25 protein-coding genes are annotated in these 22,969 nt (G+C 65.1%); 13 read left to right on the forward strand and 12 right to left on the reverse strand.

Annotation, left to right across the window (positions count from 1 at the left end; genetic code table 11):
- Positions 1–115 precede the first annotated feature (115 nt).
- Positions 116–682, reverse strand: coding sequence for a hypothetical protein (locus I3J27_RS13340; protein WP_270169855.1), 567 nt, complete (start codon positions 680–682; stop codon positions 116–118).
- A 478-nt stretch (positions 683–1,160) separates the two neighbouring features.
- Between I3J27_RS13340 and I3J27_RS13345 the strand changes: the two genes are divergently transcribed.
- The 3 genes from I3J27_RS13345 to I3J27_RS13355 all read left to right on the forward strand — a co-directional run bounded on the left by I3J27_RS13345 (position 1,161) and on the right by I3J27_RS13355 (position 4,113).
- Positions 1,161–1,937, forward strand: coding sequence for a response regulator (locus I3J27_RS13345; protein ID WP_270169857.1), 777 nt, complete (start codon positions 1,161–1,163; stop codon positions 1,935–1,937).
- Positions 1,938–2,178: 241 nt separating this feature from the next.
- A complete protein-coding gene (locus I3J27_RS13350; RefSeq protein WP_370691950.1) occupies positions 2,179–3,423 on the forward strand; it encodes a type II and III secretion system protein family protein in 1,245 nt (414 codons plus the stop codon).
- 12 nt (positions 3,424–3,435) lie between these two features.
- Complete coding sequence (locus I3J27_RS13355) at positions 3,436–4,113, forward strand: CpaD family pilus assembly lipoprotein (protein ID WP_270169859.1); 678 nt, start codon at positions 3,436–3,438, stop codon at positions 4,111–4,113.
- Positions 4,114–4,123: 10 nt separating this feature from the next.
- Here the strand turns inward: I3J27_RS13355 and I3J27_RS13360 are convergent, their stop codons facing one another.
- From I3J27_RS13360 to I3J27_RS13410, 11 genes are all read right to left on the reverse strand, one after another.
- The gene (locus I3J27_RS13360) at positions 4,124–5,170 is read right to left on the reverse strand and encodes an EscU/YscU/HrcU family type III secretion system export apparatus switch protein (RefSeq protein ID WP_270169861.1); all 1,047 of its coding nucleotides are present in this window, start codon (positions 5,168–5,170) and stop codon (positions 4,124–4,126) included.
- Positions 5,167–5,889 carry a type III secretion system export apparatus subunit SctT gene (gene sctT / locus I3J27_RS13365; RefSeq protein ID WP_270169863.1) on the reverse strand — a complete coding sequence of 241 codons (723 nt, stop codon included), beginning with the start codon at positions 5,887–5,889 and terminating at the stop codon, positions 5,167–5,169. The genes I3J27_RS13360 and sctT overlap by 4 nt, the downstream gene beginning before the upstream one ends.
- A 111-nt stretch (positions 5,890–6,000) precedes the next feature.
- The gene (locus I3J27_RS13370; RefSeq protein WP_270169865.1) at positions 6,001–6,276 is read right to left on the reverse strand and encodes an EscS/YscS/HrcS family type III secretion system export apparatus protein; all 276 of its coding nucleotides are present in this window, start codon (positions 6,274–6,276) and stop codon (positions 6,001–6,003) included.
- Positions 6,277–6,292: 16 nt separating this feature from the next.
- Positions 6,293–6,952, reverse strand: coding sequence for a type III secretion system export apparatus subunit SctR (gene sctR, locus I3J27_RS13375; protein WP_270169867.1), 660 nt, complete (start codon positions 6,950–6,952; stop codon positions 6,293–6,295).
- Entirely contained in the window at positions 6,945–8,009 is a 1,065-nt protein-coding gene (sctQ, locus tag I3J27_RS13380; RefSeq protein ID WP_270169869.1) for a type III secretion system cytoplasmic ring protein SctQ, read from the reverse strand. The genes sctR and sctQ overlap by 8 nt, the downstream gene beginning before the upstream one ends.
- On the reverse strand, positions 8,006–8,512 hold the full coding sequence (locus I3J27_RS13385) for a hypothetical protein (protein ID WP_270169871.1): 507 nt from the start codon (positions 8,510–8,512) through the stop codon (positions 8,006–8,008). Before I3J27_RS13385 ends, sctQ begins: the two co-directional genes overlap by 4 nt.
- Complete coding sequence (gene sctN / locus I3J27_RS13390; RefSeq protein WP_270169873.1) at positions 8,488–9,861, reverse strand: type III secretion system ATPase SctN; 1,374 nt, start codon at positions 9,859–9,861, stop codon at positions 8,488–8,490. Before sctN ends, I3J27_RS13385 begins: the two co-directional genes overlap by 25 nt.
- Positions 9,858–10,493 (reverse strand): type III secretion system stator protein SctL, encoded by a 636-nt coding sequence (gene sctL, locus I3J27_RS13395; protein WP_270169876.1) that lies wholly within the window; start codon positions 10,491–10,493, stop codon positions 9,858–9,860. Before sctL ends, sctN begins: the two co-directional genes overlap by 4 nt.
- The gene (locus tag I3J27_RS13400; RefSeq protein ID WP_270169878.1) at positions 10,493–11,107 is read right to left on the reverse strand and encodes a nodulation protein NolU; all 615 of its coding nucleotides are present in this window, start codon (positions 11,105–11,107) and stop codon (positions 10,493–10,495) included. The genes sctL and I3J27_RS13400 overlap by 1 nt, the downstream gene beginning before the upstream one ends.
- A 17-nt stretch (positions 11,108–11,124) precedes the next feature.
- Complete coding sequence (sctJ, locus tag I3J27_RS13405; protein ID WP_370691976.1) at positions 11,125–12,021, reverse strand: type III secretion system inner membrane ring lipoprotein SctJ; 897 nt, start codon at positions 12,019–12,021, stop codon at positions 11,125–11,127.
- A gap of 11 nt (positions 12,022–12,032) precedes the next feature.
- Positions 12,033–12,572 (reverse strand): nodulation protein NolB, encoded by a 540-nt coding sequence (locus tag I3J27_RS13410; RefSeq protein WP_270169880.1) that lies wholly within the window; start codon positions 12,570–12,572, stop codon positions 12,033–12,035.
- Between the two features lie 122 nt (positions 12,573–12,694).
- Between I3J27_RS13410 and I3J27_RS13415 the strand changes: the two genes are divergently transcribed.
- The 10 genes from I3J27_RS13415 to I3J27_RS13460 all read left to right on the forward strand — a co-directional run bounded on the left by I3J27_RS13415 (position 12,695) and on the right by I3J27_RS13460 (position 22,758).
- Positions 12,695–13,513 carry a nodulation protein NolW gene (locus I3J27_RS13415; protein ID WP_270169886.1) on the forward strand — a complete coding sequence of 273 codons (819 nt, stop codon included), beginning with the start codon at positions 12,695–12,697 and terminating at the stop codon, positions 13,511–13,513.
- A gap of 183 nt (positions 13,514–13,696) precedes the next feature.
- On the forward strand, positions 13,697–13,915 hold the full coding sequence (locus I3J27_RS13420; RefSeq protein WP_270169888.1) for a hypothetical protein: 219 nt from the start codon (positions 13,697–13,699) through the stop codon (positions 13,913–13,915).
- Between the two features lie 110 nt (positions 13,916–14,025).
- The gene (locus I3J27_RS13425; protein ID WP_270169890.1) at positions 14,026–14,238 is read left to right on the forward strand and encodes a hypothetical protein; all 213 of its coding nucleotides are present in this window, start codon (positions 14,026–14,028) and stop codon (positions 14,236–14,238) included.
- Between the two features lie 145 nt (positions 14,239–14,383).
- On the forward strand, positions 14,384–15,268 hold the full coding sequence (locus tag I3J27_RS13430; RefSeq protein WP_270169892.1) for a SctD/MshK family protein: 885 nt from the start codon (positions 14,384–14,386) through the stop codon (positions 15,266–15,268).
- A gap of 3 nt (positions 15,269–15,271) precedes the next feature.
- The gene (locus tag I3J27_RS13435) at positions 15,272–15,808 is read left to right on the forward strand and encodes a hypothetical protein (protein ID WP_270169894.1); all 537 of its coding nucleotides are present in this window, start codon (positions 15,272–15,274) and stop codon (positions 15,806–15,808) included.
- 3 nt (positions 15,809–15,811) lie between these two features.
- Positions 15,812–16,234, forward strand: coding sequence for a type III secretion apparatus assembly chaperone SctY (gene sctY, locus I3J27_RS13440; RefSeq protein WP_270169896.1), 423 nt, complete (start codon positions 15,812–15,814; stop codon positions 16,232–16,234).
- Positions 16,180–18,378 carry a type III secretion system export apparatus subunit SctV gene (gene sctV, locus I3J27_RS13445; protein WP_270169898.1) on the forward strand — a complete coding sequence of 733 codons (2,199 nt, stop codon included), beginning with the start codon at positions 16,180–16,182 and terminating at the stop codon, positions 18,376–18,378. The genes sctY and sctV overlap by 55 nt, the downstream gene beginning before the upstream one ends.
- Before the next feature lie 25 nt (positions 18,379–18,403).
- Positions 18,404–19,051 carry a tetratricopeptide repeat protein gene (locus tag I3J27_RS13450; protein ID WP_270169900.1) on the forward strand — a complete coding sequence of 216 codons (648 nt, stop codon included), beginning with the start codon at positions 18,404–18,406 and terminating at the stop codon, positions 19,049–19,051.
- A 387-nt stretch (positions 19,052–19,438) separates the two neighbouring features.
- Positions 19,439–22,363, forward strand: a complete 2,925-nt coding sequence (locus I3J27_RS13455; RefSeq protein WP_270169902.1) for a DUF4781 domain-containing protein — start codon at positions 19,439–19,441, stop codon at positions 22,361–22,363.
- Positions 22,360–22,758: a hypothetical protein gene (locus tag I3J27_RS13460; RefSeq protein ID WP_270169904.1), complete on the forward strand. Its 399-nt coding sequence runs from the start codon at positions 22,360–22,362 to the stop codon at positions 22,756–22,758. The genes I3J27_RS13455 and I3J27_RS13460 overlap by 4 nt, the downstream gene beginning before the upstream one ends.
- Positions 22,759–22,969 lie beyond the last annotated feature (211 nt).

The following is a 22,969-nucleotide window of genomic DNA, read 5'->3' on the forward strand; positions in this document are numbered from 1 at the left end:
GAAGCGGGCGCCCGGAGTGCGTCGTCTCTATTGCCCGGCCCGCATGGTCCGCACCTTCGGTGCAAACGCTAGGTACGCAAGCTGATCGCAACCTGACAGTGAGGCTGAAGCGCCGCTACGGCCTGGGCGGCTCTACTCCGTGCGCCGCTTCGAGGAAGGCCGCGCGCCGGTGCTCGAACGCTTCTTTTTCTGCGGTGCAGATAATTGTTGTGCGCCCTTTGGCCGTCTCGAGAATTGCCATGAAATTCCGCAACGCCTTCGCGCGATCCGGAGCCGCAAAGGTCGGCTTCATTTCGGCGATCATCGACACGCCGACAATGCCGGACTGGGTGTAGGGCTGCTCTTCGCTGACATTCGAGAACGCGGCGATCGACCACCGCGCGCGTTCGCGCCAGTCGGCGTCGCCCGCAATCCGATTGATGTCCGCCTGGGAGAGACGCGCGTTCTGCGGCAGCGGCTCGAACGCCACCTGACAGCCGGTATCGCGATCGCCGGGTTCCTTGACCGAGGCGCGCACTGAAAACGGCGCGGTCAGGCTCATCGGATGAACCGTGTAACCGGCCGGTGGATTGATGCGCAATCCCGACGCGGCATCCGACCATGTTTCGGCTGCTGCGTGCCCGAGGGCCGCGAGCTGCGAGGCAACGACGATGGCGGCATATTGAAGGCGGACCGAGATCATCCAATCATTCCTTTGACAGCGTTTTGCTCGATAACGCATTTCCATATCAATGAGTTCTGCGGGCATCGTGATGGTGAGAGGGCATCGGCGTGCATGCCTGCCTTGCCGCGTGAGCTGGTGTTGCGCAATCGACGCAACGGGAACGCGAGACCGACGCGGGCATCGGCCACTGGTCGAGTCGGCTCCCGGGGCCGCCCGCGGTGCACGTAGCTGTTGAACTACATTCCTTAAAAAATAGGGGTTTCGATCATCGGCCTGCTGCAACCTAGAGCAGCGTGATGATCGCGTTGGTCTCAAGACAGCTGGCCTCATCGTGAATGACGTATGACAGAAGCAAGGTAACTCCAAGGAAAGGCGTGTGCAGGCGTTGCCCGGTGTAAAAAAACTTTCGCATGATTTCTTGGTTACCCGTCCCTAGGTTCGCGCCGCACAGGGATCACCAGTAAAAAGGTGAGGCGCCATTACCGGGATGGAGCCCATGAGAATTTTGCTCATTGAAGATATGAACGTTCTTGCCGCGATGATGGAGGAGGCGCTCACGAGTGATGGATTCGTGGTCGATGTCGTAGAGGCGCTCGAGGACGCCGCCGCGGCGATCGAATGCGCGCCGTACGACATCGTGCTGCTTGACCGCAAGCTTCCGGATGGAGACGGGCTAAGCTGGCTGAGAGCCCGTCGGCGCTGCGGCTTCGCGTGCCCTACCATCATCACGACGGCGGTGGCGGGAGTGCACGATCGTATCGAAGGCCTCAATGCGGGCGCTGACGACTACCTCGTAAAGCCCTTCAGCGTCGACGAACTGATTGCACGGATTCGCGCAGTCCTGCGCCGGCCGCCCTCCTTGCAGAATCCCAGTCTCCGGGCCGGCAATCTCGAATTCGACACCGTGAGCCGACAGGTCTGGATCAATGGTTGCGAGGTGCGGATTCCCCGTCGGGATTTGTGCTTGCTGGAGGTGCTGGTCAGGCGCTTCGAGCGTGTGGTCACGCGAGGCTCGCTCGAGGAAAGTCTCTACAGTTTCAACGACGAGGTTTCGTCGAACGCCATCGAGGTCGGCGTTTATCGGCTGCGTGCGCATCTGTCCGAGGCCGCCGCGAATGTCCGCGTTCGCACCGTTCGCGGGGTCGGCTACGTGCTCGAAGCCGTCTCGCGCGACAAGAGGGTAGATGCCAAGGCGGGCGACGGCGTCGCCCGATCGAGCCCGTCCGAGCGCCGCGAGGCGTCGCGACGCCTGCTCGGCACCGGTGCGAGCTAGGCGAAATGCGCGTGGCCGGCGGCTGACAAGCGAGCGTCAGGGGAGGGTAGCACATTTGATCGTGAGAGGGGCGCGTCACACGGCGGCGATTCTCAGCGTCGTCCTCGCCTCGATGGGAACGCTCGATGCCCAGACGGTCCAGAGCGGGCGGGGCCAGGCGATGGAAGCGACGAAATCAGTCGGAGCGTCGCGTTCGCGCGCATCGGGAGATGGGGCCGGCAAGTTGTCGGGACGGCTGGACATGGCCATCTCGCGGGGGCAGACGATTCATCTGCCGGGTCCGGCCGCCAATATCTTTATCGCCGATCCGAACATCGCTGACATCCAGACACCTTCAAATGAAACGGTCTTTGTGTTCGGCAAGAAGGCGGGCCGGACGAGCCTGTTTGCCCTTGACGCGGGCGGAGAGGCTCTCGCCGAATTTCAGGTGGTGGTGACGCAGCCGATCGAGGATTTGCGCGCCTTGCTGCGCAGCGAGGTCGGCGACTACCCGATTTCGGTGAGCTATACGCCGAACGGCGCCGTCGTGAGCGGGCTCGTCCCCAATGCCGCGGTCGCGGAAAGCGCGAAGGCAATCACGCTGCAGTTCCTCGGGCCCGGCGCGATCGTGAACAACCGGCTGAAGGTCGCCGGTGCGACCCAGGTCAATCTCAACGTCCGTGTGGCCGAGGTCTCGCGCACCGCGATGAAGGCGCTCGGTATCAATCTCAACGCCTTCGTGCGAGCCGGAAATTTCACCTTCGGTCTCGTCAACAGCAGTCCTCCATCCGGCGGCGGCCAGATCGGGGTCGGCTTTGCGACCAACGACGTCGGCATCTCGGCCGTGCTCGATGCGCTCGCCACCGAGAAACTTGTCACCATGCTTGCCGAACCGAACCTGACGACCGTCTCGGGAGAGCCGGCAAGCTTTCTGGCGGGCGGCGAATTTCCGATTCCGGTCTCTCAAGGCCTCAATCAGGTGACGGTCGAGTTCCGTAAGTTCGGCGCAAGCCTTGAATTCGTTCCGACGGTGCTGTCGGGCAATATGATCAACGTGCGCGTCAAACCGGAGGTCAGTGAGCTCTCCGCGCAAGGCGCCATCGTCGTCAACGGCTTCTCGGTGCCCGCGCTCTCGACGCGGCGCGCTGAAACCGTGGTCGAGCTCGCGAGCGGCCAGAGCTTTGCCATCGGCGGCCTGATCCGGCGCAACTTCAACACCAACGTCAAGACCTTTCCATGGCTCGGCGACGTGCCGATCATCGGGGCCTTGTTCCGCTCGAGCCAGTTCCAGAAGGAAGAGACGGAGCTCGTCATCATCGTGACGCCCTATCTGGTGCGACCGGCACCCGCCGCAAGCGCGGTGCAGGCGCCGACCGATCGTGTCGCGCCGCCGACCGATGCCGGGCGCGTGCTGTTCAACACGTTGAGCAAACCGCCCAAGGGCCGAGCGGCGCCTGCGACCGGCGTGCCCGGCGCGACGGGCAATGCCGGTTTCGTCATCGAATAGGGGGCTGTCGCCATGATCGTGCTGTTTCGTCGTTTTGGCATCCTCGCGCTGGCGGGGGTCACGCTCGCCGGCTGCTACTCCACGGCGCCGGTCTATATCGAGCCGACCGCGCAAGCGATTCTGGTGCAGCCGTCGCTCAACGTGCTCGTGCTGCGCGGCGGACGCTCGGGCGGGCTCGCATCATCCGAGCGCGGCCGCCTCATCGATTTTCTGCGGGTCGCCAGCAACGGGCGCGTCGACGCGCTGCATGTGCGGGTGATCGGCGTGAACCCTCACCTGCGCCGCAGTGTCGCCGCGACCGCCGTCTCGATCGGCCTGCAGCCCTGGAACATCGTCGAAATCGCCGAGCCGGCCGATGACCGCGGGCAATACGCGGTCCGCATCCTCGCGGACTACGCCACGGCTATTCCGCCGGTCTGTCCGTCACTTTCCGTCGTCGGGCCGTCAGCCAACGACAATGATTTCGATCAGACGCTTGGTTGCTCGAACCGCGCCAATCTGGCGCTGACGGTCAATGATGCTCACGACCTGTTCGGCAATCCGGCGGTGCCCGCGGGGGATGGCGAGCGCGCTGCCGTACCGATCGAGCGCTACCGCAGCTTCAACGCCCCGGCTGCGAACGGTCGCCCACCGCCGTCCGCGCCGACGCCGTCGGGCTCGGCGGTCACGCGGTCTACGAGCGGCCAATAGGCCAGCGGCCTCAGCCGGCAAGTCCCGCGGAGAAGATCGCCTTGGCGACGCGGTTGAACAGCCGCGGAGGAACGGCAGCGCCTAATCTCGCCCGACGCATCAAAAGCCTTGCGAGCTCGATGTCCTCGATAAACGGAGTTCCAAGTCCGCGGGCCTCGGCGACGATGCGATCAGCCGCGGCGCGCGATCCGCGGCAGACGACCATGGGTACGCCGGTCTCGCCCGCGACGTAGCGGAGGCCGATTGCAGCGTTTCGGCCCACGACGACGAGCGTGGCCTGTTTGACGCCAAGGCGCGGCTCGGCGGCGCTCTCCCGGCGGAGTCGCTGATGGGCGCTGCGTATCAGCGGGTTGCCCTCGAGCTCCTGCATCTCGCGCTTGGCCTCGGACGGGGTCATGCGCATTTCCCGCAGGAACAGCCAGCGCTGCACGAACAGATCGACGGCGGCTGCGGCAAGGAAGCAGCCGGCCGCGATACCGAGCAGCAGCTTGGCCTCGACGCCGATCACAAAGCTGAAGCAGCCCATGCCGCACGCCGGCAACAGCACCAGCGTCTTCCATGTACCGAGCACCACAAGCAGGAAAACGGCAGCCAACGCGACGGTCTTGAACAGGGTCTTGGCGAGCTCGATCCAGCTCTTCAGCCCAAACATCCGTCCAAGCCCCGTGAACGGGTTGATATGGTCGAGCTTCGGCTTGATCGGCTCGAGTGAAAAGAGCAGGCCGCGGTTGACGATCACGTTGGCGAGCAGGCTTGCGCCCAGCACCAGAGCAACGAGCGGCGCAATCGTGCGGAAACTCGCCACCAGCAGCACCGAGATCAACTGGCGCAGGCCGGAATCGAAATCCGAAGTCTCGATCTGGCTGGCGAAGGTCAGCGCCTGGCGCCAATCCTCCACGATGGTCTCCGACCAGATCCAAAGGTAGAGGATGGCTGCGACGCCGCCAGCCGCGCTGACGAGATCGGCGCTATGGGCAATCTGCCCCTTCTTGCGCGCATCCTCGAGCTTCTTGCTGGAGGCAGGAAGGGTTTTTTCCTCGCCCGAGTCGCTGCTCACTTTACGAAGTTCCCGAGTTCCTGGACGACGTTGCGCGTCGTGGCGATCTCGGTTCGCATATAGTCAAAGAGAAAGGTCGCGTAGATGGCGATGAAGATGGCGAAACCGACGTTCTTGATTGCCGGCGCGAGATCGAACGGCTTGAATTGTGGCGCAAAGCGCCCGATCAGCAGGACGCAAATGTCGATGAGGAGGAGAAAGATGATCGCAGGGCCTCCGACCAGTAGCCCGAAGCGCACCAGGCGATCGAGCAATCCCAGCGAGGCCAAGGCGGCGCTTGCGTCGATCTGCGGCATGAGGCTGCGCAACGGCCATATCGCATAGCTGCGATAGAGCAGGTCGACGAGGGTCTGGAGGCCATCTGCTGCGACGAACAATGCGATGCCGCAAAGGCTGAGGAAGAGTCCCATCGCCGAAGCCGGTGATCGGCTCGACGGGTCGACCGGCGCCACCTCGCTCGATACGCCCCGCTGCACGTCCATGAGTTCGCCGACGATCTGAATGGCCCAGAACGGCATGCTCAACATGAAGCCGATGGTCACGCCCACGAATATTTCCTTCACCGCGATCAGGCAAAGCTGAATGGTCCGCACCGGCGCCTGAAGATCGGAAAGGCTGGCGGTGGCGTAGCCGGTGATCGGAGCGGCCAAGGCCAGGGTCAGCGCGGCGCGGAGCAGGCCGCCGAAGCTGATCCGACTGAACACCGGCAGGATGATCACGATGCCGACGGCCCGTGTCGTTGCCAGCGCCAGGTCCGGCAGGATGCCGATGAGGTCGACGATCAGCCGGTGCAGCTCCGGCAGAATGAGCAGACCTCTATCCATGGCCGGCTAGCCCGCGGCGGTGAGTGCCGGGAAATCCGTGAACAGCTGCTTGGCATGCTCGATCAGGGGGCCCGCGAGCACCGGCGACAGCAGGCCGAGCACCGCGACGATGACGAGGAGCTTGACCATCAGCGGCAGGGTCTGGTCCTGAATCTGGGTTGCGGCCTGAATGATGCCGATCAGCACGCCGACCACCAGCGCGGCACCGAGCGGCGGCACCACCAGGGTGAGGAACAGCACGAGCGACGTGCTCATATGAGTCAGAATACTCGGTTCTCCCAAGCGCGCCTCCTTGAATTCAAGCCTGCCCATAGCTGAGCACCAACCCGTGCATCAGGCGGGACCAGCCGTCGATGGCAATGAACAGGAACAATTTGAAGGGAATCGAGATCACCGTCGGCGACACCATCGACATTCCCATCGCCATCAGGATCGTCGTGACGACCAGATCGATGGTGATGAACGGCAAATAGAGCAGGAAACCGATCTCGAACGCCCGCTTCAATTCCGAGATCAGAAAGGCAGGCACGAGAATGGCGAGATCATCAACGTTGGTGGACTGGCGCATTTGTTCCGGCCAGACCCGTTCAGTCGCCGAGAGGAAGAACTGGCGCTCCTGAAGGCTCGTGAAGCGATTGAGATGGTCGCGAAGCGGCTCCTGGCTGCGGGTGAAGGCGGCCTTGAAGTCGTCGAAGGTCCGGTACTGCAACTGCGGATCATTCAGGCGTTGGGATATCTGCTGGATGACGGGCGCGCTGATGAACACGGTGAGTATCAACGCCGCGCCGTAAATTACGATGGTCGGCGGCACCTGCTGCGCGCCGAGCGCATTGCGCACCAGGAACAGGACCACGGAGATCTTCATGAAGGCCGTGGTCGTGACCACGACGAAAGCCAGCAGGCCGAGCCCGATCGAGACCGCGATCAGGGCGATGATGCTGGGCTGAAGCTCAGTCATGCAGGAAGAGCCGTGTCGCCCGCACGCCGAGGGTATCGCCGATGCGCACGATCTCGCCGCTGCCGATCGTCCTGCCATTGGCGAGGATATCGACCGGTCCTTCCGGATCGCGTCCGAGGTCGAAGGTGTGGCCGGGCGCCATCGCGCGCAGGGTGCGCAGATCGACCGTGCGCCGCCCGAGCTCGAATGTCAGCGTGACCTCGATCTGGTCGAGCGTGGCCGACGATGCTTTGACGTCATCGGCTTCGTTCATGGTCGTCTCCATTCCAAGGGCGTGGCGGGCGGCGAATCGGCCGCGCAGGGTCGCAGTTCGGCCCGCCAGGTCGGCGTTGGCCGCGATGTTCGTGAGCGCGACCAGAACCTCTCCCACGGCAAGGCGGTTGGTTTGCACCAGGATGACATCGCCTGGCCGCAGACTGGACAGCAGCGCGACGGGCAGAGGAGTCGTCCCGATCTCGAAGCCCAGGCACAACGGCAGCCGATCCATTGAGGCCGCCGCCTCCGGCATGCGCTTGAGGAGATCGACGATCGCTGAGAGCTGTCTGCCGCCACCGCTGCGCGGCACATGCAGCCAGGCAGGGCCGCGCCAATCGCTCCAATGGATAGCAAGCATCACTCGGTCGAAATCCCGCGGCGGCGCGACGACCGGTTCGAGCGGCGTCGGAATGGCAAACTGGACGTCGAACGCATCGAGCAAGCCCGACAGCGCCAGCTCAATCAGAAGACTGCGCAACGGCTCGTCAGGCAGGCCGAGTCCATCTTGAATGACGGCGACAAGTTGTTCGACGAGCGATTGAGGCAGCGACAGGATGGAGCGTACAGGCCCTGATCCCAGGCCGAAATGACACAACGGCTCCGGATCCCGGGTGGTCGATTCCAGGCCGATCACCGCAATCTCCAGCGGTTTTCCGCCAAGTTCAGCCACGAAGGGACGCCGCCGTGTCGCGGCCGCGTTGAGCAAGGCGAGTTGCGCCTGGGCCAGGCAGGTCGATGGTTCGTACCGGATCGCAGATCGAACCGGGCTGCCGGCGAGCGGGGGCGAGGCGCGGACATTCATGACGATCGCCCGTAGTGGAGCTGGGTGTCGTCTTCGCTATCGAGCTCTGCCCTCGCTTGCAGGCGCCTGAGACCCTGGTCCCGGACCCGGGTTTCGATCTGGCGCCATTTCCGGCTGTCGTGCATTCTTGCGATCAGTCGCAGGTGCCCAGCCTCCGTCGCTTGTCTTGCCTCGCGAAGAGCTGAAGTTGAGGTATTCAGGCCGTGGGCAGCCTCGTCCACGCGGTCGCCGAGGGTTTTGATCGTTTCGCGGCGGCGGTCGAGCCCGGCGGGTTGCAACGGCCCGGACCTCCGCAAGGCGCGATAGATGTGGCGCTCGCCGGCCTGTTGCGCGTCTTTCTCCGTTGCGAGAGATACATCGGCCGCCTCGCGAGCTTGCTCGGCATCGGCCTCGCGGCGGCGAAGCGCGGCCAGTTCATGCAAGGCACGCCGCTCCCGTTCGCGCCGCAGCCGCGCGAGCGCCTCTACATGTGGAAGCTTCACGCCGCCAGCCGTGTCAACCATGCCATGGTCTCCTCAAGGCTGATCCGCTCGGTGCTCGATTGGCGCAGGAAGTTCTGTATCTCGCCGATTTTCCTCACGGCCTCGTCTGCGAGCAGATCCGCGCCGCTCTTGTACTCGCCGACCTGGATCAGGAACTCGATCTCGGCGTAGCGCGCCAAAAGTTCGCGAAGGCGCGCGGCCGCGCGTTGGTGCGCGACATCGGCGACTGCGTTCATCACGCGGCTTCGGCTCGTCAGAACATTGATCGCCGGATAGTGACCGGCACCGGCCAGCTGGGGCGATAGAACCATGTGGCCGTCGAGAATGCCGCGCGTCTCTTCCGCGATCGGGTCACCGCTGCCGTCGCCTTCGACCAGTACCGTGTAAAATGCCGTGATCGAGCCGATCTTGCCGGGGCCGGCGCGTTCCATCAGGCTCGGCAATTGTGCAAATACCGACGGTGGAAATCCTCGTCGGGTCGGCGGCTCGCCGGCGGCAAGCCCGATTTCGCGAAGCGCACGCGCAAACCGCGTCACGCTGTCCATCACGAGCAGCACGCGCTTGCCCTCATCGCGAAAATGCTCGGCGATCGCGGTCGCGACATAAGCTGCCTTCACCCGTTCCATCGCCGAACGATCCGATGTCGATACCACGAGGATGGTGCGGCGCATGCCGCCCGCGCCGAGCTGAACCTCGACGAATTCGCGCACCTCGCGGCCGCGTTCGCCGATCAGGGCAATCACGGCGACGTCGGCGTCCGCGCCGCGGACGATTTGCGCGAGCAGGCTCGATTTCCCGCTCCCCGGTTCGCCGTAGATGCCCACTCGCTGCCCTTCGCCGCAGGTCAGGAGTCCGTCGATGGCGCGCAGTCCGACAACCAGCGGACGATGCACCAGCGAACGGATGAGGGGGCTCGGCGCCGATCCATGCAACGGTCGGGCGGCTTGGGTCTCAATCGGGCCCTTGCCGTCAAGCGGGCTTCCGGTGCTGTCGATCACGCGGCCGAGCAGGGCGTCGCCGACGGGAGCCTCCATGACGCGTCCGGTCGGAATCACCTCAGTGCGTGACGACAGTCCCACGAGATCGCCGATCGGCGTCAACAGCGCGCGACCGTCGGCAAGGCCGACGACTTCGGCGTCGCGCGTCCAGCCGGTCGACGGATTGTTCAAGCGGCACAATTCGCCGATCCGCACGTCCGGCAGGACGGCATGGATCATGGTTCCGACAGCCTGCGTGACGCGCCCGCGCAAGGGACGGGTCTCCGTACGCTTGGCCTGTTCGCGAATCCGCGACAGTTCGCCGTCGAGGCGGGATGCTGGTGAGTCCAGATTCGGCCAGGATGACGCCGAAGTCGTCGACGTGATTGTCATGGCAGCTCTCCGGAAAAGCCGCCACGAGCTGCTTCCGCTAGAAGGCCCTTTCGCAGCGCCGTGAGCTGGGATTCCAGGCCAAGCTCGATATTGCCGAACTCGCTGACGAGGACGCACTGATTGGCCTTCAGGCCCGGGTCGATCTCGATCTCGACCACGGCCGGTCCGTTTTCGCGGAGCTCGTCGAGAGCTGCGCGCAGACGTGCGGACTGTTCGGCCGTGACACGAAGGCGGACCTCGCCTGCGGCCTTCAGCCTCGTCAGCGCATGCCGTACGGCGCGGGCCAGAAGATCGCCGGGCTCGAAATGGCCGAGCAGATCGTCGATCACGTCGAGGACAAGTTGCGGCAAGTCCTGCTCGAGGCGCCGCAGATAGGTGTTGGCGCGCGCCGACGTGGCAGCGATCAGCTCGGCTGCTTCCTCTCGCCCTGTTGCAAGTCCCTCATCCCTGCCGCGCTGGCGCTCGCGCTGGTAGACGGCAAGTGCCCAGCGCCGCATGCGCTCGCGATGACGTTCGGCCGCGTCCAGCGCCGTCTGCGCCTCGCCCCAGATTCCGAGCTCTTCGGCTCGCACGACGGGACCGAGCGGATGCAAGCGTGGTGCAGCCGCAGCTTGGGCTTGATCGACGGCCATCAGCTGACATCCTCTTCCGCCATGACGATGTCCATCACTGCCCGAGCGGCGGCTGGATGGTTGAGGCTAAAAAGGCGCGTGTACCCGGCTTGCACGGGAGTCAGCCGCAGCAGCACGGCATCGCGGCGCGGCTTCGGCTCGATCGCGAGCCAGGCGCCGAGACATGCGAAGCCGTCGCGCTCGATGGCTTCGGCGAGATCGGATGGATCGAGGCTCTGCGCCGGCGCTATCGCCGCGGCGGCGTGACGCAATCCGAATGTAAAGGCCGTCTCGCCGATCATGCCGACAAGGCTGGACGCCGCCTTGCCGGTCACGACCAGGCGCAGCGAAGCCGCGTGCCATACCGCGCCGGCGCGCCTCGCGATATGCTCGAGATCGGCCGGCATCGCGATGAAGTCGGCGGTATCGGGGAGCGGCCATAGGTCTTGCTGCGTGAGGAAGGGCTGTATCTGCGCGGCGAGCCGGTCATGCAGGCGCGGGCAGTTCTGCAACCTGCGGGCAGTCTCAAGCGTGAGCCGCCGGTCGAGCGCGGATGCAATGCGCGAGGGATGCAGCAAGGGCAATGGCCCCTTGGCCGCTGTCGGTGGTGTGGTGCAATTCCCCGCGTCGGACATGAGCTTGTCTCAACCGGTCAAGCTGCCTGGCGCGGGAGCCCGCGCGAGGCTTTTTCCGGATTGGAGAGCGACGCCGGGGGGTGGGTATTCGTGGGCGGCAGCCGGACCATTGCTTCAGTCGCGGACTTGGCCTGGCCGGCGGAAGCCGCGACCTCACGACGGCGGCTGAACCAATAAATCCCGCCGGCGCCGACGAGGAGGCAGCCCAGGATCGACGCGGCCCATGGTGCCGTGTCGGCGAGCGGCCCCAGCGATGTATTGCTGACCGCCGTGGCAACCGTCATCGGCTGTGCCTCGTTGCGCTCCACCGGGACGAGCACGACCGAGACCTTTTCGTAGGAAAGGCCTTCGATGCTGTTGGCAACCAGCATCTTGATCTGCTGAAGCAGCGCCTTTACCGGCGCGCGCGCATCATAGCGGATGAAGACGGAGGCCGAGGAGGGTGTCGCGTCTTGACGCAGGAGATCGTTCTTTGGCAGCACGACGTGGATGCGCGCCGACAGCACGCCGTCGATATCGGAGATCGTCTTCGACAGTTCCTCGCTCAGCGCGTAGACGTAGCGTGCGCGCTCCTCGGTCGGCGAGGCAATCAAGCCGCCGCCCTTGAAGACTTCGCCCATGTTGGTGAAGGTCTGCCGCGGGTAACCGTTGGCCTTGAGAAGTTCGACGGCACGCGCGAACTGCTTCTGTTCGATCGTCACCGTACTGGCGCCGTCCTTGGATTGGGCGCGTCCGGCGTCAAAGCCGTTGCCGAGCAGCAGCGCGACCATCTCATTGGCTTCGCGTTCCTGCAATTTCGTATAGAGGTCGGCCTTGCATCCGCCGAGCGCAGCCGAGAGCAGGCACACCGTCAGCACGGCACGTCTTCTCCGCTGTGCGCTGGACCGGCTCGGGAGCAAGGATTGAGGCGCCATCGTGGTCCCGGTCACGTCGAGGACATCAATCGGTTCATCGAAGAGGTGAAGCTGCCGCTGCTCTTGGAGACGACGGAAACCTGAATCACCTGCCCGTAGGTTTGCTGAAGCTGTTCGAGCATCCCCTTGAATTGACCCGATCCATCTCGTGGCGCCCTGGTGGCCAGATCCGACTGACTCGGAAGTTCGCGCAGCGCCGTTGCCGCCGGTCCCGGCTCGGACGCGGCAACCTTCACTACAGGGCCGGTGGTCGCCTTTTTCGCATTGCTGTTGCCCAGCTTGTCAGCACGATGGATGGCTTCGAGGCGATCAAGAATGCGTTCGCCAAGCGAGTCGTTGCGCGACGCGGGACGGTCGATCTCCCGCCGCGGTTCCGCCGGAGAAAGGGATTCGACCGGCGGCGTCGCCGGTTGCCCGGCTGCGGCATAGGAGCGGGCAAACGCGTGAGCGCCGTCCGCCGATTGCGCCGCAGCGGCCTGGATGCCTTTGAGTGCCGCGTCCGTTCCGGTGCCGCCGATTACAGCCCCGGAAGAGATTGCTCCGACCGTCATCACGCCTCCGCATTCGCGTCCGGCCGCACGATAGGAACGCCACCTGACGGCAAGGTGACGAGATCGGTGCATGGACCGACCCAAAGCTCTTGCAATACGAGCTGTCGCAATATCGAACTAGAATGGAAGACAATGAAGGTTTTCGAGAAGTCAAATCGATGAATATTGGCGCCGGTACCATGTCCGCTGCATCGCGTCGGCGAAGAAGAGCGGTGTATGCCGTCGTCGCTGTGCTCGGCTCCACCATGTTGATCTTCGGCCCGAACGCCGGCGCCGCTCCGCTGGTGCTGCCGGATACGACCTACAACTACACCGTGGTGGATCAGGATCTGCCGGCGGCCTTGCAGGAATTCGGCACGAACCTCGGGATCAAGGTCAACGTCAGCCCCGAGGTGCGCGGCCGCGTTCAGGGCCGCTTGCCGGAGTTGAAGCCAAGGGCGTTTCTCGAACGCCTGGCCTCAATGTTCAATTTCGAATGGTACTACGACGGTCAGGTCCTCCATATCAGCGCGGTCAAGGAGGCCCAGACCCGGCTCCTGGTGCTTGCCCCGATCGGCTTCGAGCAATTCAAGGCGGCTCTCGATGTCTTGAAGGTTGCGGACGATCGCTTCGCGGTAGTCCCGGCGCCCGGCGACGGACTGGTGTTGGTATCGGGACCGCCACGCTTTGCCGCACTCGCCGAGCAGACGCTTGCTGGCCTGATTGCCGAGCAACAGGCCAGACCAAAGATCAGCCCCTCGTCGCCGCCTCCCAGGGAAACGGTATTGAATGTTTTTCGGGGAACTCAGGTGAGCATTTGGCGCAACGGCCGGCTCGAACAGGTGATCGGCCCTGATCCACGCAGTCCCGAAAGTCAGACAGCACGTCAATCGCGCAGCGACGATGATGCCGGCCGTGATGTGCATGTGTCTGTTCCGGCCTCACTCCCGCCGGCGCGCTGATGCGACGATCCTCCCCGTCAGGTTTTCGAAAGCTAGACGGCTTAGATCGCTTCCCACGATCTTGAACTGACTCCGGTACGATTGAGTGGAGCCATCACGATCGGAGGGGCGGAAGACAGCGACCGCACCCTTGGCGGAAATTGTCGCGATTGGATTCTCGCGACCAGCGAATGGAGTGACGAGATGTTCGGAGCGATCGGCAATATCGCCGGCGCCATGTTTGGCGGCCCCGTTGGCGCCCTCGTTGGCGGTGCCGTCGGCAAGGCGCTCGATGGTGGCGGCGGCAATCAGCAGGCGCAGGCCTTTGAGGCGGCACTGCAGAGTTTCGCGATGCAGATCGCGAACGACTCGATGGGCGAGTTCGACGAGGCCATGGCGGATACCGAAGAGGATTTCGCCTGACATCGGGAGCCGGTTTCGGCAGCTCCCGACCGAGGGCCATGAGGCCCCTTCAAACTCCGGGCGGTGGCCCGGATCAACCCGGACGATATCGAAGCAACAAGGAGAGTGACATGGCGGATACGGTTGGTGGCGTCAACGGCGCGGCAGGCGGAGCCACAGCAGCAGGTGCGACCGGCAGCACCAGCGATAGCGGCAACTTTCAGGCGCAGCTCGCCGAGTTGAAGCGCGTGAGCGAGGAAGCTCAGGCCAAGAGCATCGAGCTGCGTAAGCTTTCGACGGTGCTCAGCTCGGACAAGAAGGTCGCTGACGAGCGTGTGCAGTAATCAGGCCGGAAGGCGCGCGCTTCGGCGCGCGCCTTGCCGCTTTGAGCGGAACAGTTTCACGCCTTGAGGGTCAGCGGTCTTGATTGAATCGAACGAGTATGTTCTCGCGATCGAGACCGGCCTGTATGCCGGCACGTCGCAGCGTTTGCCGGCCGGCACCTACGTGATCGGCGGCGGCGTCGAATCCGATATGGTCTTCCTGGGCGAGGGCCTCGCTCTGCGCCATGTCGTGGTGACCATCGATGGCAATGAGGCGCGCGTCGAGGCGTTGGCGGAGGGCGCTTCGCTTGCCGGCGCCGGCGCCTTGAAGGTGGGACGCCAAATCGGAGTGAGGCTGCCCTTCGCTCTGTCGATCGCTGATCTGCGGATGTCGTGGACGGCGAGCGCGTCGAATTCGGCGCTTGATGCTTCCCAGGACATCAAAACTGCGTCCGGCGGGCGGCCGCGCTGGCCTGCCAGGCTCAGCGTCGCCGGTATTGCCGTTGCGGTCATGGCATCGAGCCTCGCGGCGGTCGGTTCCGGCGCGGCCGGCAGCTTCATCGACATCGGCCTGCGGTCGGCCGCAACAAAGGCGACGGCGGCAACGGTCGGATCGGCAAATCGGGACCGTGCCACCCAACTGCGCCCGCCGGCGGCCAGTCTCGTCAACGATGCGGCGAACGCGCTCAAGAGCGAAGCCGAGGGAGCAGGACTGCTCAATGTCGCGGTCGAGGCCAGCGGCGGAGCCGTCATGGCCCGCGGCACGGTCGAGCCGAGCGTCGCGGGGCAGTGGCAGAGTGTCCAGCAGTGGTTTGACGAACGTTTCAAGGGAGAAGTGTTGCTGGTCAACGGCGTTGCGGTCAAGGCGGAGAAGCTGCCATCGTCGCTCGCCATCGAGGCGGTCTGGCTCGGGCCGCAATCGCACGTCGTGATCCGCGGTCAGAAATATCTCGAAGGTGCGATGGTCGATGACGGCTGGGCGATCCAGCGCATCGAGGCCGAGCGGATCGTGTTGAGGCGTGCCGGCCGGCAGGTGGCCGTCCGCTACTAGGGCATGGCGATGGTCAAGGTGCCTCAGCGTCTGTCGAACGGTCAGTCCGCGCCGCCGCAGGGCAGGGATCTTGCGTCTTCCGCAGACGCGCGCCGCGACATCGCCCGAGAACTCAGCGTCACCAGCATCAATGCGGATCGGCGTGGAATTAGCGGGCATGCCGACGGCGCCGTCGATGAAGGCGTCGAGCTCGACGCCGCGATCGATGCCGTGCTCGCCGCATCTGACGTCGATCCCGTCACACGCGCCCATCTCGACGACGCGCGTGGCGCGATCGGCACGGCGGCGCAGCATCAGGAGCTCAGGGGATTTCAGGGCGAGAACCTGGCGGAAGCCCTGTTTCGCTTCGTCATGCCCCGTCTGCGCCATCCCGATGTCCTGCATGCGGAGCGGCGTCGCGCCACCCTGGAACTTCTGTCACAGGATCTGGATCGCGTGCCGGCGGACCGAATCCTGGGAGAAGGAGCGACCGCCATTCATCGCGAGCTGCAGGGACTTGCGATGCTGCGCCAGGGCCGCAACAGCCTCATCGAGGGATGACCGATGCTGTCGCTGCCACAGGAGCTTTCATCGCGCGTGCCGTCGGTCGATTCAGCGATCGACGCCGCCCCGCCGTTGATTGGCGGGCCGCAGCGCGACCTGCTCTGCACGCTCGCCTATGTCTATCTCGCCAGCGGGCAACCCGCGCGCGCACTTCCGCTGCTTCGTCTTGTCCAGCGGCAAGCTGACGACGATGTCGGCTTTCTGCGCGTGCTGGCCTACGCACTGATTGCCGATGAGAACGGCGCCGAGGCGATCCGGATCATCGAGCGACTGGAGGAGATTGATCGCGGTGCGAATGCGCGGGCGCCGCTCCTGCTGATGCGCAGCCACGCGCTGCGGCTCGTCGGCCGCCTCGACGAGGCGCGGGAATGCTTCCGGACCTTCAGGTTGGCCCGCCTCTTACGGGAAGGAGACGTTTCGTGACCTCCCAACTGCGCGCATTGCTCGCTCGCGTGCCGAGCCATCCCGATCTGCTGGTCGCGGCGGTGCTGCTGTTGGCCGTGGCGATGATGATCCTGCCCATGCCGTTGTGGCTGGTCGATCTGTTGATCGGCTTCAATCTCGGATTCTCGGTCCTGATGCTGATGGTGGCGCTCTACATCCTGGCGCCGCTCGACTTCTCGTCGTTGCCGGGCATCATCCTGATCTCGACCGTGTTCCGGCTGGCGCTTGCAATCACCACCACGCGGCTGATCCTGTCGCAAGCCGAAGCCGGGGAGATCATTCGCACCTTCGGCGAGTTCGTGATTGGCGGCAACGTGATCGTCGGGCTGGTGGTCTTTCTGATCGTTACCCTGGTTCAATTCATCGTCATCGCCAAAGGAGCCGAGCGTGTGGCGGAGGTCGCCGCCCGATTCACCCTCGATGCGCTGCCCGGCAAGCAGATGGCGATCGACGCGGAGATGCGCAACGGCGACATCGACCAGACGGAGGCGCGCCGTCGCCGCGCCAACCTCGAAAGCGAGAGCCAGCTCTATGGTGCGATGGACGGGGCCATGAAGTTCGTGAAAGGCGATGCCATCGCCGGGCTCGTTGTCATCGTCGTCAATCTGGTTGGCGGCATTTCGATCGGCACGCTGTCGCGTGGCCTGTCTTTCGGCTCGGCCATCCACGAATACTCCTTGCTGACGATCGGCGATGCGCTGATCTCACAGATTCCGGCGCTGCTGCTGTCACTGACAGCAGGCACCGTGGTGACCCGCGTGACCGGAGACAGGCAGGTCAATCTGGGCCGCGATATTGTCGGCCAGCTCGGCGCCAGCACGCGCGCACTGAGACTGTCGGCCGTGGTCCTGCTCGGGCTGGGCTTGGTTCCCGGCTTTCCCACGCCGGTGTTTCTTGTGCTCGCGCTCATTTTCGGCGCGATCAGCCTATTGAAGCCAGCGCCATCACGGGAAGGCCAGGCGCGTCCGCCCGCATCGCCCGCACAGAGCGGTTCGGGAGTCCCGGCCGTGACCGGCGTCCGCCGCGCGGCCGTGCCGGGAGAAGTGCCTGCGATCATCTTGAGACTCGCGCCCGCTTTGGGGGACCGGATCGACGAGGGGCAGCTTTCCGGTCACATCGATCGTCTCCGCACGCAGCTGAGTGCCCGGTTGGGGATCCTGATTCCCGAGGTCGCGATCCTACGCGAGGAGACGCTCGGCGATGCGCACTGCCGCGTCGATATCGAAGGTGTTCCGGTCGAAGAATACGAAGCGCGCCTGGATGAGCTTCTTGTCATCGACGATCTCGCCAATCTCGATCTCCTGAATATCCCGATCGAGCCCGAACAGGATAGCCGGCGCATGGGCTGGGTGGATATCGCCCATGCGGCGCTCCTGCGCGATGCCGGTATCGGATTTCGAACCGCCGAGCAGGTGATGGCGCACAAGGTCAGCGAGATAGTCGCCCGCTACGCCTCGCGCTTCGTCGGTATTCAGGAAACGCGGGCGCTTCTGGCGCGGATCGAATCCGGCTACGCCGACCTCGTCAAGGAAGCGCTGCGGACGGTGCCGGTGCCGCGCATCGCCGATGTGCTGCGCCGCCTCGTGGATGAGGGCGTATGCGTCAACAACACACGGCTGGTGCTCGAAGCGCTCGCCGAATGGGGCGAGAAGGAGAGCAATGTCGTCCTCCTCACCGAGTATGTGCGCGCTGCGCTCAAGCGTCAGATATGCTACAGTCATGCCAACGCCCATCGGGCGGTGATGGCCTATGTGCTGGAGCGCGAGGCCGAAGACGTGGTGCGTGGCGCGATCCGCGACACGGCCGTCGGGCCATATTTGGTGCTTGACGAGCGCAGCGGGGAGCAATTGCTGGCACAGTTCCGCCGAATGGCGGCTGATGCGGGCGCGAGCGAGGTCAAGCCGGTCGTTCTTGCCTCGATGGACGTGCGCCGCTACGTCCGCGGCTACATTGTGCGCAATGGTCTCGAGCTCGCGGTCTTGTCCTACCAGGATCTCGCCGGCGATTTCATGGTGCAGCCGGTCGGCTCGGTCAGCTTGAACGGCCCGCGCCCGGACATGCCGGCTCGCAGTGCCGCGAAACCGGCGCAGCCGCCGCCTCGGGATGCTCTCACCGCTGCCTAAGTGCAGTGGTTGTCGGGGAATTGCCATGAAGATGCAGCGACGGCCTGGTTTCGATGCGGTGTGGGTTGTGCCGGCGGTGTTTGCGCTGTCTCTGTCCGCTTCGGGATGCATGCTGAGCGATGATAGGGCGTCACTCTCGCTACAGCCGGAGGTCCGGCCGGCGCTTGCCGACATTGACGATCTGGATTCGGCCGCGCTCGCGCGCCTGGCCAAGGCAACGGCGGAGAACGGCGGCGATGCCGTCGATCCGGTCATTCTCTATCGACAGCTCTCGGCGCGCATGCCGTCTGATCCCGCGCCGCGCGTCGAGCTTGGCCGCCTGCTGCTCAAGCGCAAGGACATCGATGGTGCAGACGCTGCCTTCCAGGAGGCGTTGGCGCTGGCACCGAACAGCGTTGACACGAGGGTGGGCTCAGCCCAGATACTGCTTGCCAGACACCGATCGGATGAAGCGCTACGCGCCTTCGAGGCGGTACTGGCCGACCAGCCGGATAATGTTCGCGCCCTGAACGGCCGGGGTCTCGCGCTCGATCAGCTCGGACGGAGGGACGAGGCGCAGGTGAGCTATCGGCGCGCGCTGGCGCTCGATCCGGAAAACGGCGTGGCGCGCAACAATCTCGGTCTTTCCCTGGCCCTGTCTGGCAATCGCAGAGACGTTCAGGCCGTCAGGTAGTGATCAGGCGGGCGTCCTAACGTGATGGTTCTGATGAGGAGGCGCCTCATCTTGCGGGACTGTCACTGAGGGAGCTTGTCCATGGCCGCGTCGATGCCTGCCACGCCATCGCCCCGCGTTCCGCCGGATGGTGCCGGTGGACGGCAGGGCGGAGATAGCGCGCGTTCGCAACGCGTCTTCAACGACGCGATGGCAGCCCAGATCGCCTTGCGAGCGGACCTCGCGACATCCGTGCCGGGGCCCGTGCGGCCCGACCAGGATCGCCTCAAGCGGATCGGCCAATGGGTCGAGCACAGCTCTGATCGCAGCGGCGACTTCTTCGGGATCGGCGGCACCTCCGGGGTCGACAAGGTCAAGGACGCGCTGCGCGGCCGTACCGAGCTTGGATTGCTCAATGCGGACGAGCAACGCTTTCTCCTCGACCGCGTGCTCGATCGCTGGACCGCCGGTCGCGGCGAGGGGATTTGCGGCAGTGTGCAGCTGAGCCGCGCGCTAGAGGACGTTCCCGAATTACGCGCTGTTGTTGGCGAGCGCCTGGCGGTCAGGGCCGCCGAGCTGTCCCAGGTGGCGAGAACGACCGGCAATGTCGACGAGACCTGGCAGCAGGGGGCTGCAGCTTCGTCGTATGCCATCGCGGCCGTGACGGCCTTGTCCGAACCGCCCGGCGGCGGAACGGATCTGTTGCGATCGGTGGTGTCCGGCCTTGCCCCGCGCGACGCCGGCGGTTTCGCCCGGGCGTTGGGCGGCGATCGCCAAAATCCGATTCTCGGCTATGGCGGAACGGCCATGAGCCAGGTTCTGGATGCCCTCGGCGGAGCGCCCGCGAGCGCTGCGACGAGCGCCTTCGTCCAGAATGCGTTCGCCGCGACGTCCGCGTTCGACTATGCCGCGCGACCGGCGCTGGGGCGGCTGATGGCCGGCGCATTGGCGCGCGAATGGTATCCCGACGATAGCGGTCTGCAGGCGCGGGAGCGTGACCGTCTCGCGGGCATTCTCGACACGCGCCAGGGGCGCGAGCTCCTGGGTATCACCGACAAGCATGTTCCGCTGGAGGCACGCGTCGGTGCACTCGCGGCGATCAGGAGCGATCATACCATCACGGGGCAGGGCCTCGAAGCGGCCAGCGATCCCTGGACCGCCGCCGCGGTCGTCACGCCGTTCGCGCGGGAAAATGCCGAGCGTTATCTCGCGACGCGCGGTGATGCGCCACAAACCTTGCGCGGCAGCGATCTCGACAACACCATCGGTTACGCGATGGGCATGCGTCCGCGCGTCGCTCCGGGGGCCGATTTCCCAAGCCTGCAAGCCGCTGCCGCCCGCGGCGAGCATTCGTTCTACGGCGATGGCGAGGATGGCGCGAGCGTGAAGGCGGTCGTCGATCAGATCCGCGCCGTTGCGGCAGGCGGCGATCCCCGTGTGACCGTGCTGCCGGTCACCTATTCCAGCGGCGAGACAGGACCCGTGCAGCTTCCGCTGTTTCGCGTGCTCGATCCCGCAGGTCACGAGCGCTTCGTCGACAACATCGGCCGGCGCTATGACAGTTTTGAGGACTGGCGCACGCAAAATCGATTGCCGGCCGGAAGCATGACCTTCCCCGAGCGCGGCCACCTGCGAGTGGGAGCTGACGGCAGGATCGCGCTCGGCAATGCCAACACGCCGCAGACGGCAGATACGCTCGGCGAGCACATCGCGCAGGTCCTGGACAAGGCCGCGCTCGTGGGTGGCATCGTCGCAGGCGGCGTATTGATCGTGGGCTCGGGGGGGCTTGCAACGCCGATCGTGGCCGGCGCCGCCGGCGTGGCGGTTGGGGCCGGTGCCTGGGGCGCCTATCGCAGCGGCGACGCACTGGTCGACCGCGCGCGGCACGGTCAGTCGCTCGATCCGATTCGTGATGATGAAGCACGCGGACTCTGGCTCAATCTCGGCGCCAGCGCCATGTCGGTTGGTGCCTTCGGAAGCGCCGCACGGTTGGCGCAGCTTGGCCGGGCAGGGCGCGCCATTGCCCCGCTGGAGGCATCGGCGCATGGCTACGTGCAGGCCGGTGCGGCCATGCTCGATTCCGCCGCGATCGCCAATCAGGGTGTAGATCTCTCGCGCAATTGGGGCCGCATGTCCGCGGGCGATCGTGTCGAGGCGCTGCTCTCCATGGGCTTTTGGGCGACGGCGACGGTGGCCGGCGCTCGCGCCGGCGGAGCGCGGCCGGGCGACATCTACAATCCCGTTCGCATCCGCGACAATCTGTTGCGCGACCTTGCGCCTCCCGTCACGTCTGATCCGGCCCTGACGGGCAACGCCGTCAGCATCGACTACGATCCGGCAACCGGCACCGTTACCGGTGTCCGCCACGGTCCGCAGGCGAGCGCGCAGGATATCGAGCTCCACATCCGGACCGTGCAGAACATTCAGCGCAGCCTGACGCTGGAAGGCCAGTTGAGATCCCTGTTCACCGAACGTGGCGAGCCGCCTCCCGGCACGGTCGGCTGGGCGGCGCGACACGACATCGCCAAGCTTCGCGAGCGAATGCAGCTGCGGGCTGACGAAGGTGCCGGTCCGCATCTGACAGCCACGCAGCGTACCGAGGCCAACGCGGTCGACTCCCGGCATCTCGACGAACTTTCCGACGAAGTTGCCTCCCTCGTGCGCGATCCGTCACGCGCCAGGATCGACGCGCGCAACACGCTGCGCGTCGATCGCGACACCGCCACGGAACGGCAGGCACTACCGGTTGGCGAGACCACCCGCAGCCTCGGCCGCAACGAGGCGACATGGACGGTCAACGAGCGCCACGAGACGGTGAGGGTTCGCTTCCACTTGCGCGAGATCCCGCGCAAGAAGGAGCGGCCGGCCGAGGAGAACGAACTGACGTCGAATGTGGGAAGGGAAGCCGGACGCGTGGGTGAATTTCCGGTGCGGGACGACGGCGGCCACATGGTCGGCTTTCAGTTCATGCACGATCAGGGGCTGATCAACCTGTTCCCGCAGAATTCGGAGTTCAATCAGCACGTCTACAACCAGTTTGAAACCGAGATGCGGCACTGGATCGAAGCCGGCGGCGAGGTGCGCGGTACCGTGGAAATCGGCCGCGCCACCGCAGGCGGCGGGCTGGAGTGGGGAGGCGCACGCCCTGGGGAGGTTGCCATCCGCTATGAAGTGGTCGATCCTCCGACCGGCCGGGTGGCCTATCGAAACCAGGTCTTGTTCGACAACGAGCAAGGACAGACATTCCAGGGGTTCGAGCGCGAGGTACGCACAGGCGAGCGCCGCGTCGACCTTGCCGCAGAGATGCGTGCGCGCCTGGAGGCCGGGAGATGAGAGCGAGCGCGATGGACCGGAAGCAGGCAGACGAATTGGTGCACGAGATCGCCGGCATGATTGCGCAAAGCGAGGTGCGCGAGTCCGACGATTGGGTGAGCGTCTCCGTGGTCGCAATCGTCGACGAGGCCTCCGTGCAGATCAGCAGCTACCGCTACGATGCGGAAGGTCGCGCCGAGCCGGGCAATCCCGGCGATTTCTCAGTGAACCGCAAGTTTCGCGAGCTCAACGCGGCCATGCAGCAGCCGACCGGCCGGCAATGGAAATCAGCCCTGATGCAGATCCGTCGTGCGACAGGCGAGGTGACCATCGACTTCGAATATGACGACGCCTCGCGCTGGAAGGTCACGCCCCTCAACATCGACACGATGCCGCAGCGATTGCGGCCGGGCTAGCGCCAAGGCGAAATCGCGGACGACAAATGGCGGCCCGCTGGGAGCGCTCGGGCTTGTAGCCGGGATCCATGGATGTCGGCCTTGCCTGGAAGGACGAGGCGAAGCTATCCCCGGCGGCTCGCGCGTTCTGCGAGTTCGTCGCCCATTCCTATCCTGGATCGGAGCCGATCCAATTCGACTGACGACCCGCTTGGCCCTGCCGAAGGTGCGC

Origin of the sequence: Bradyrhizobium xenonodulans (assembly GCF_027594865.1) — a bacterium.
Taxonomy (GTDB): domain Bacteria; phylum Pseudomonadota; class Alphaproteobacteria; order Rhizobiales; family Xanthobacteraceae; genus Bradyrhizobium; species Bradyrhizobium xenonodulans.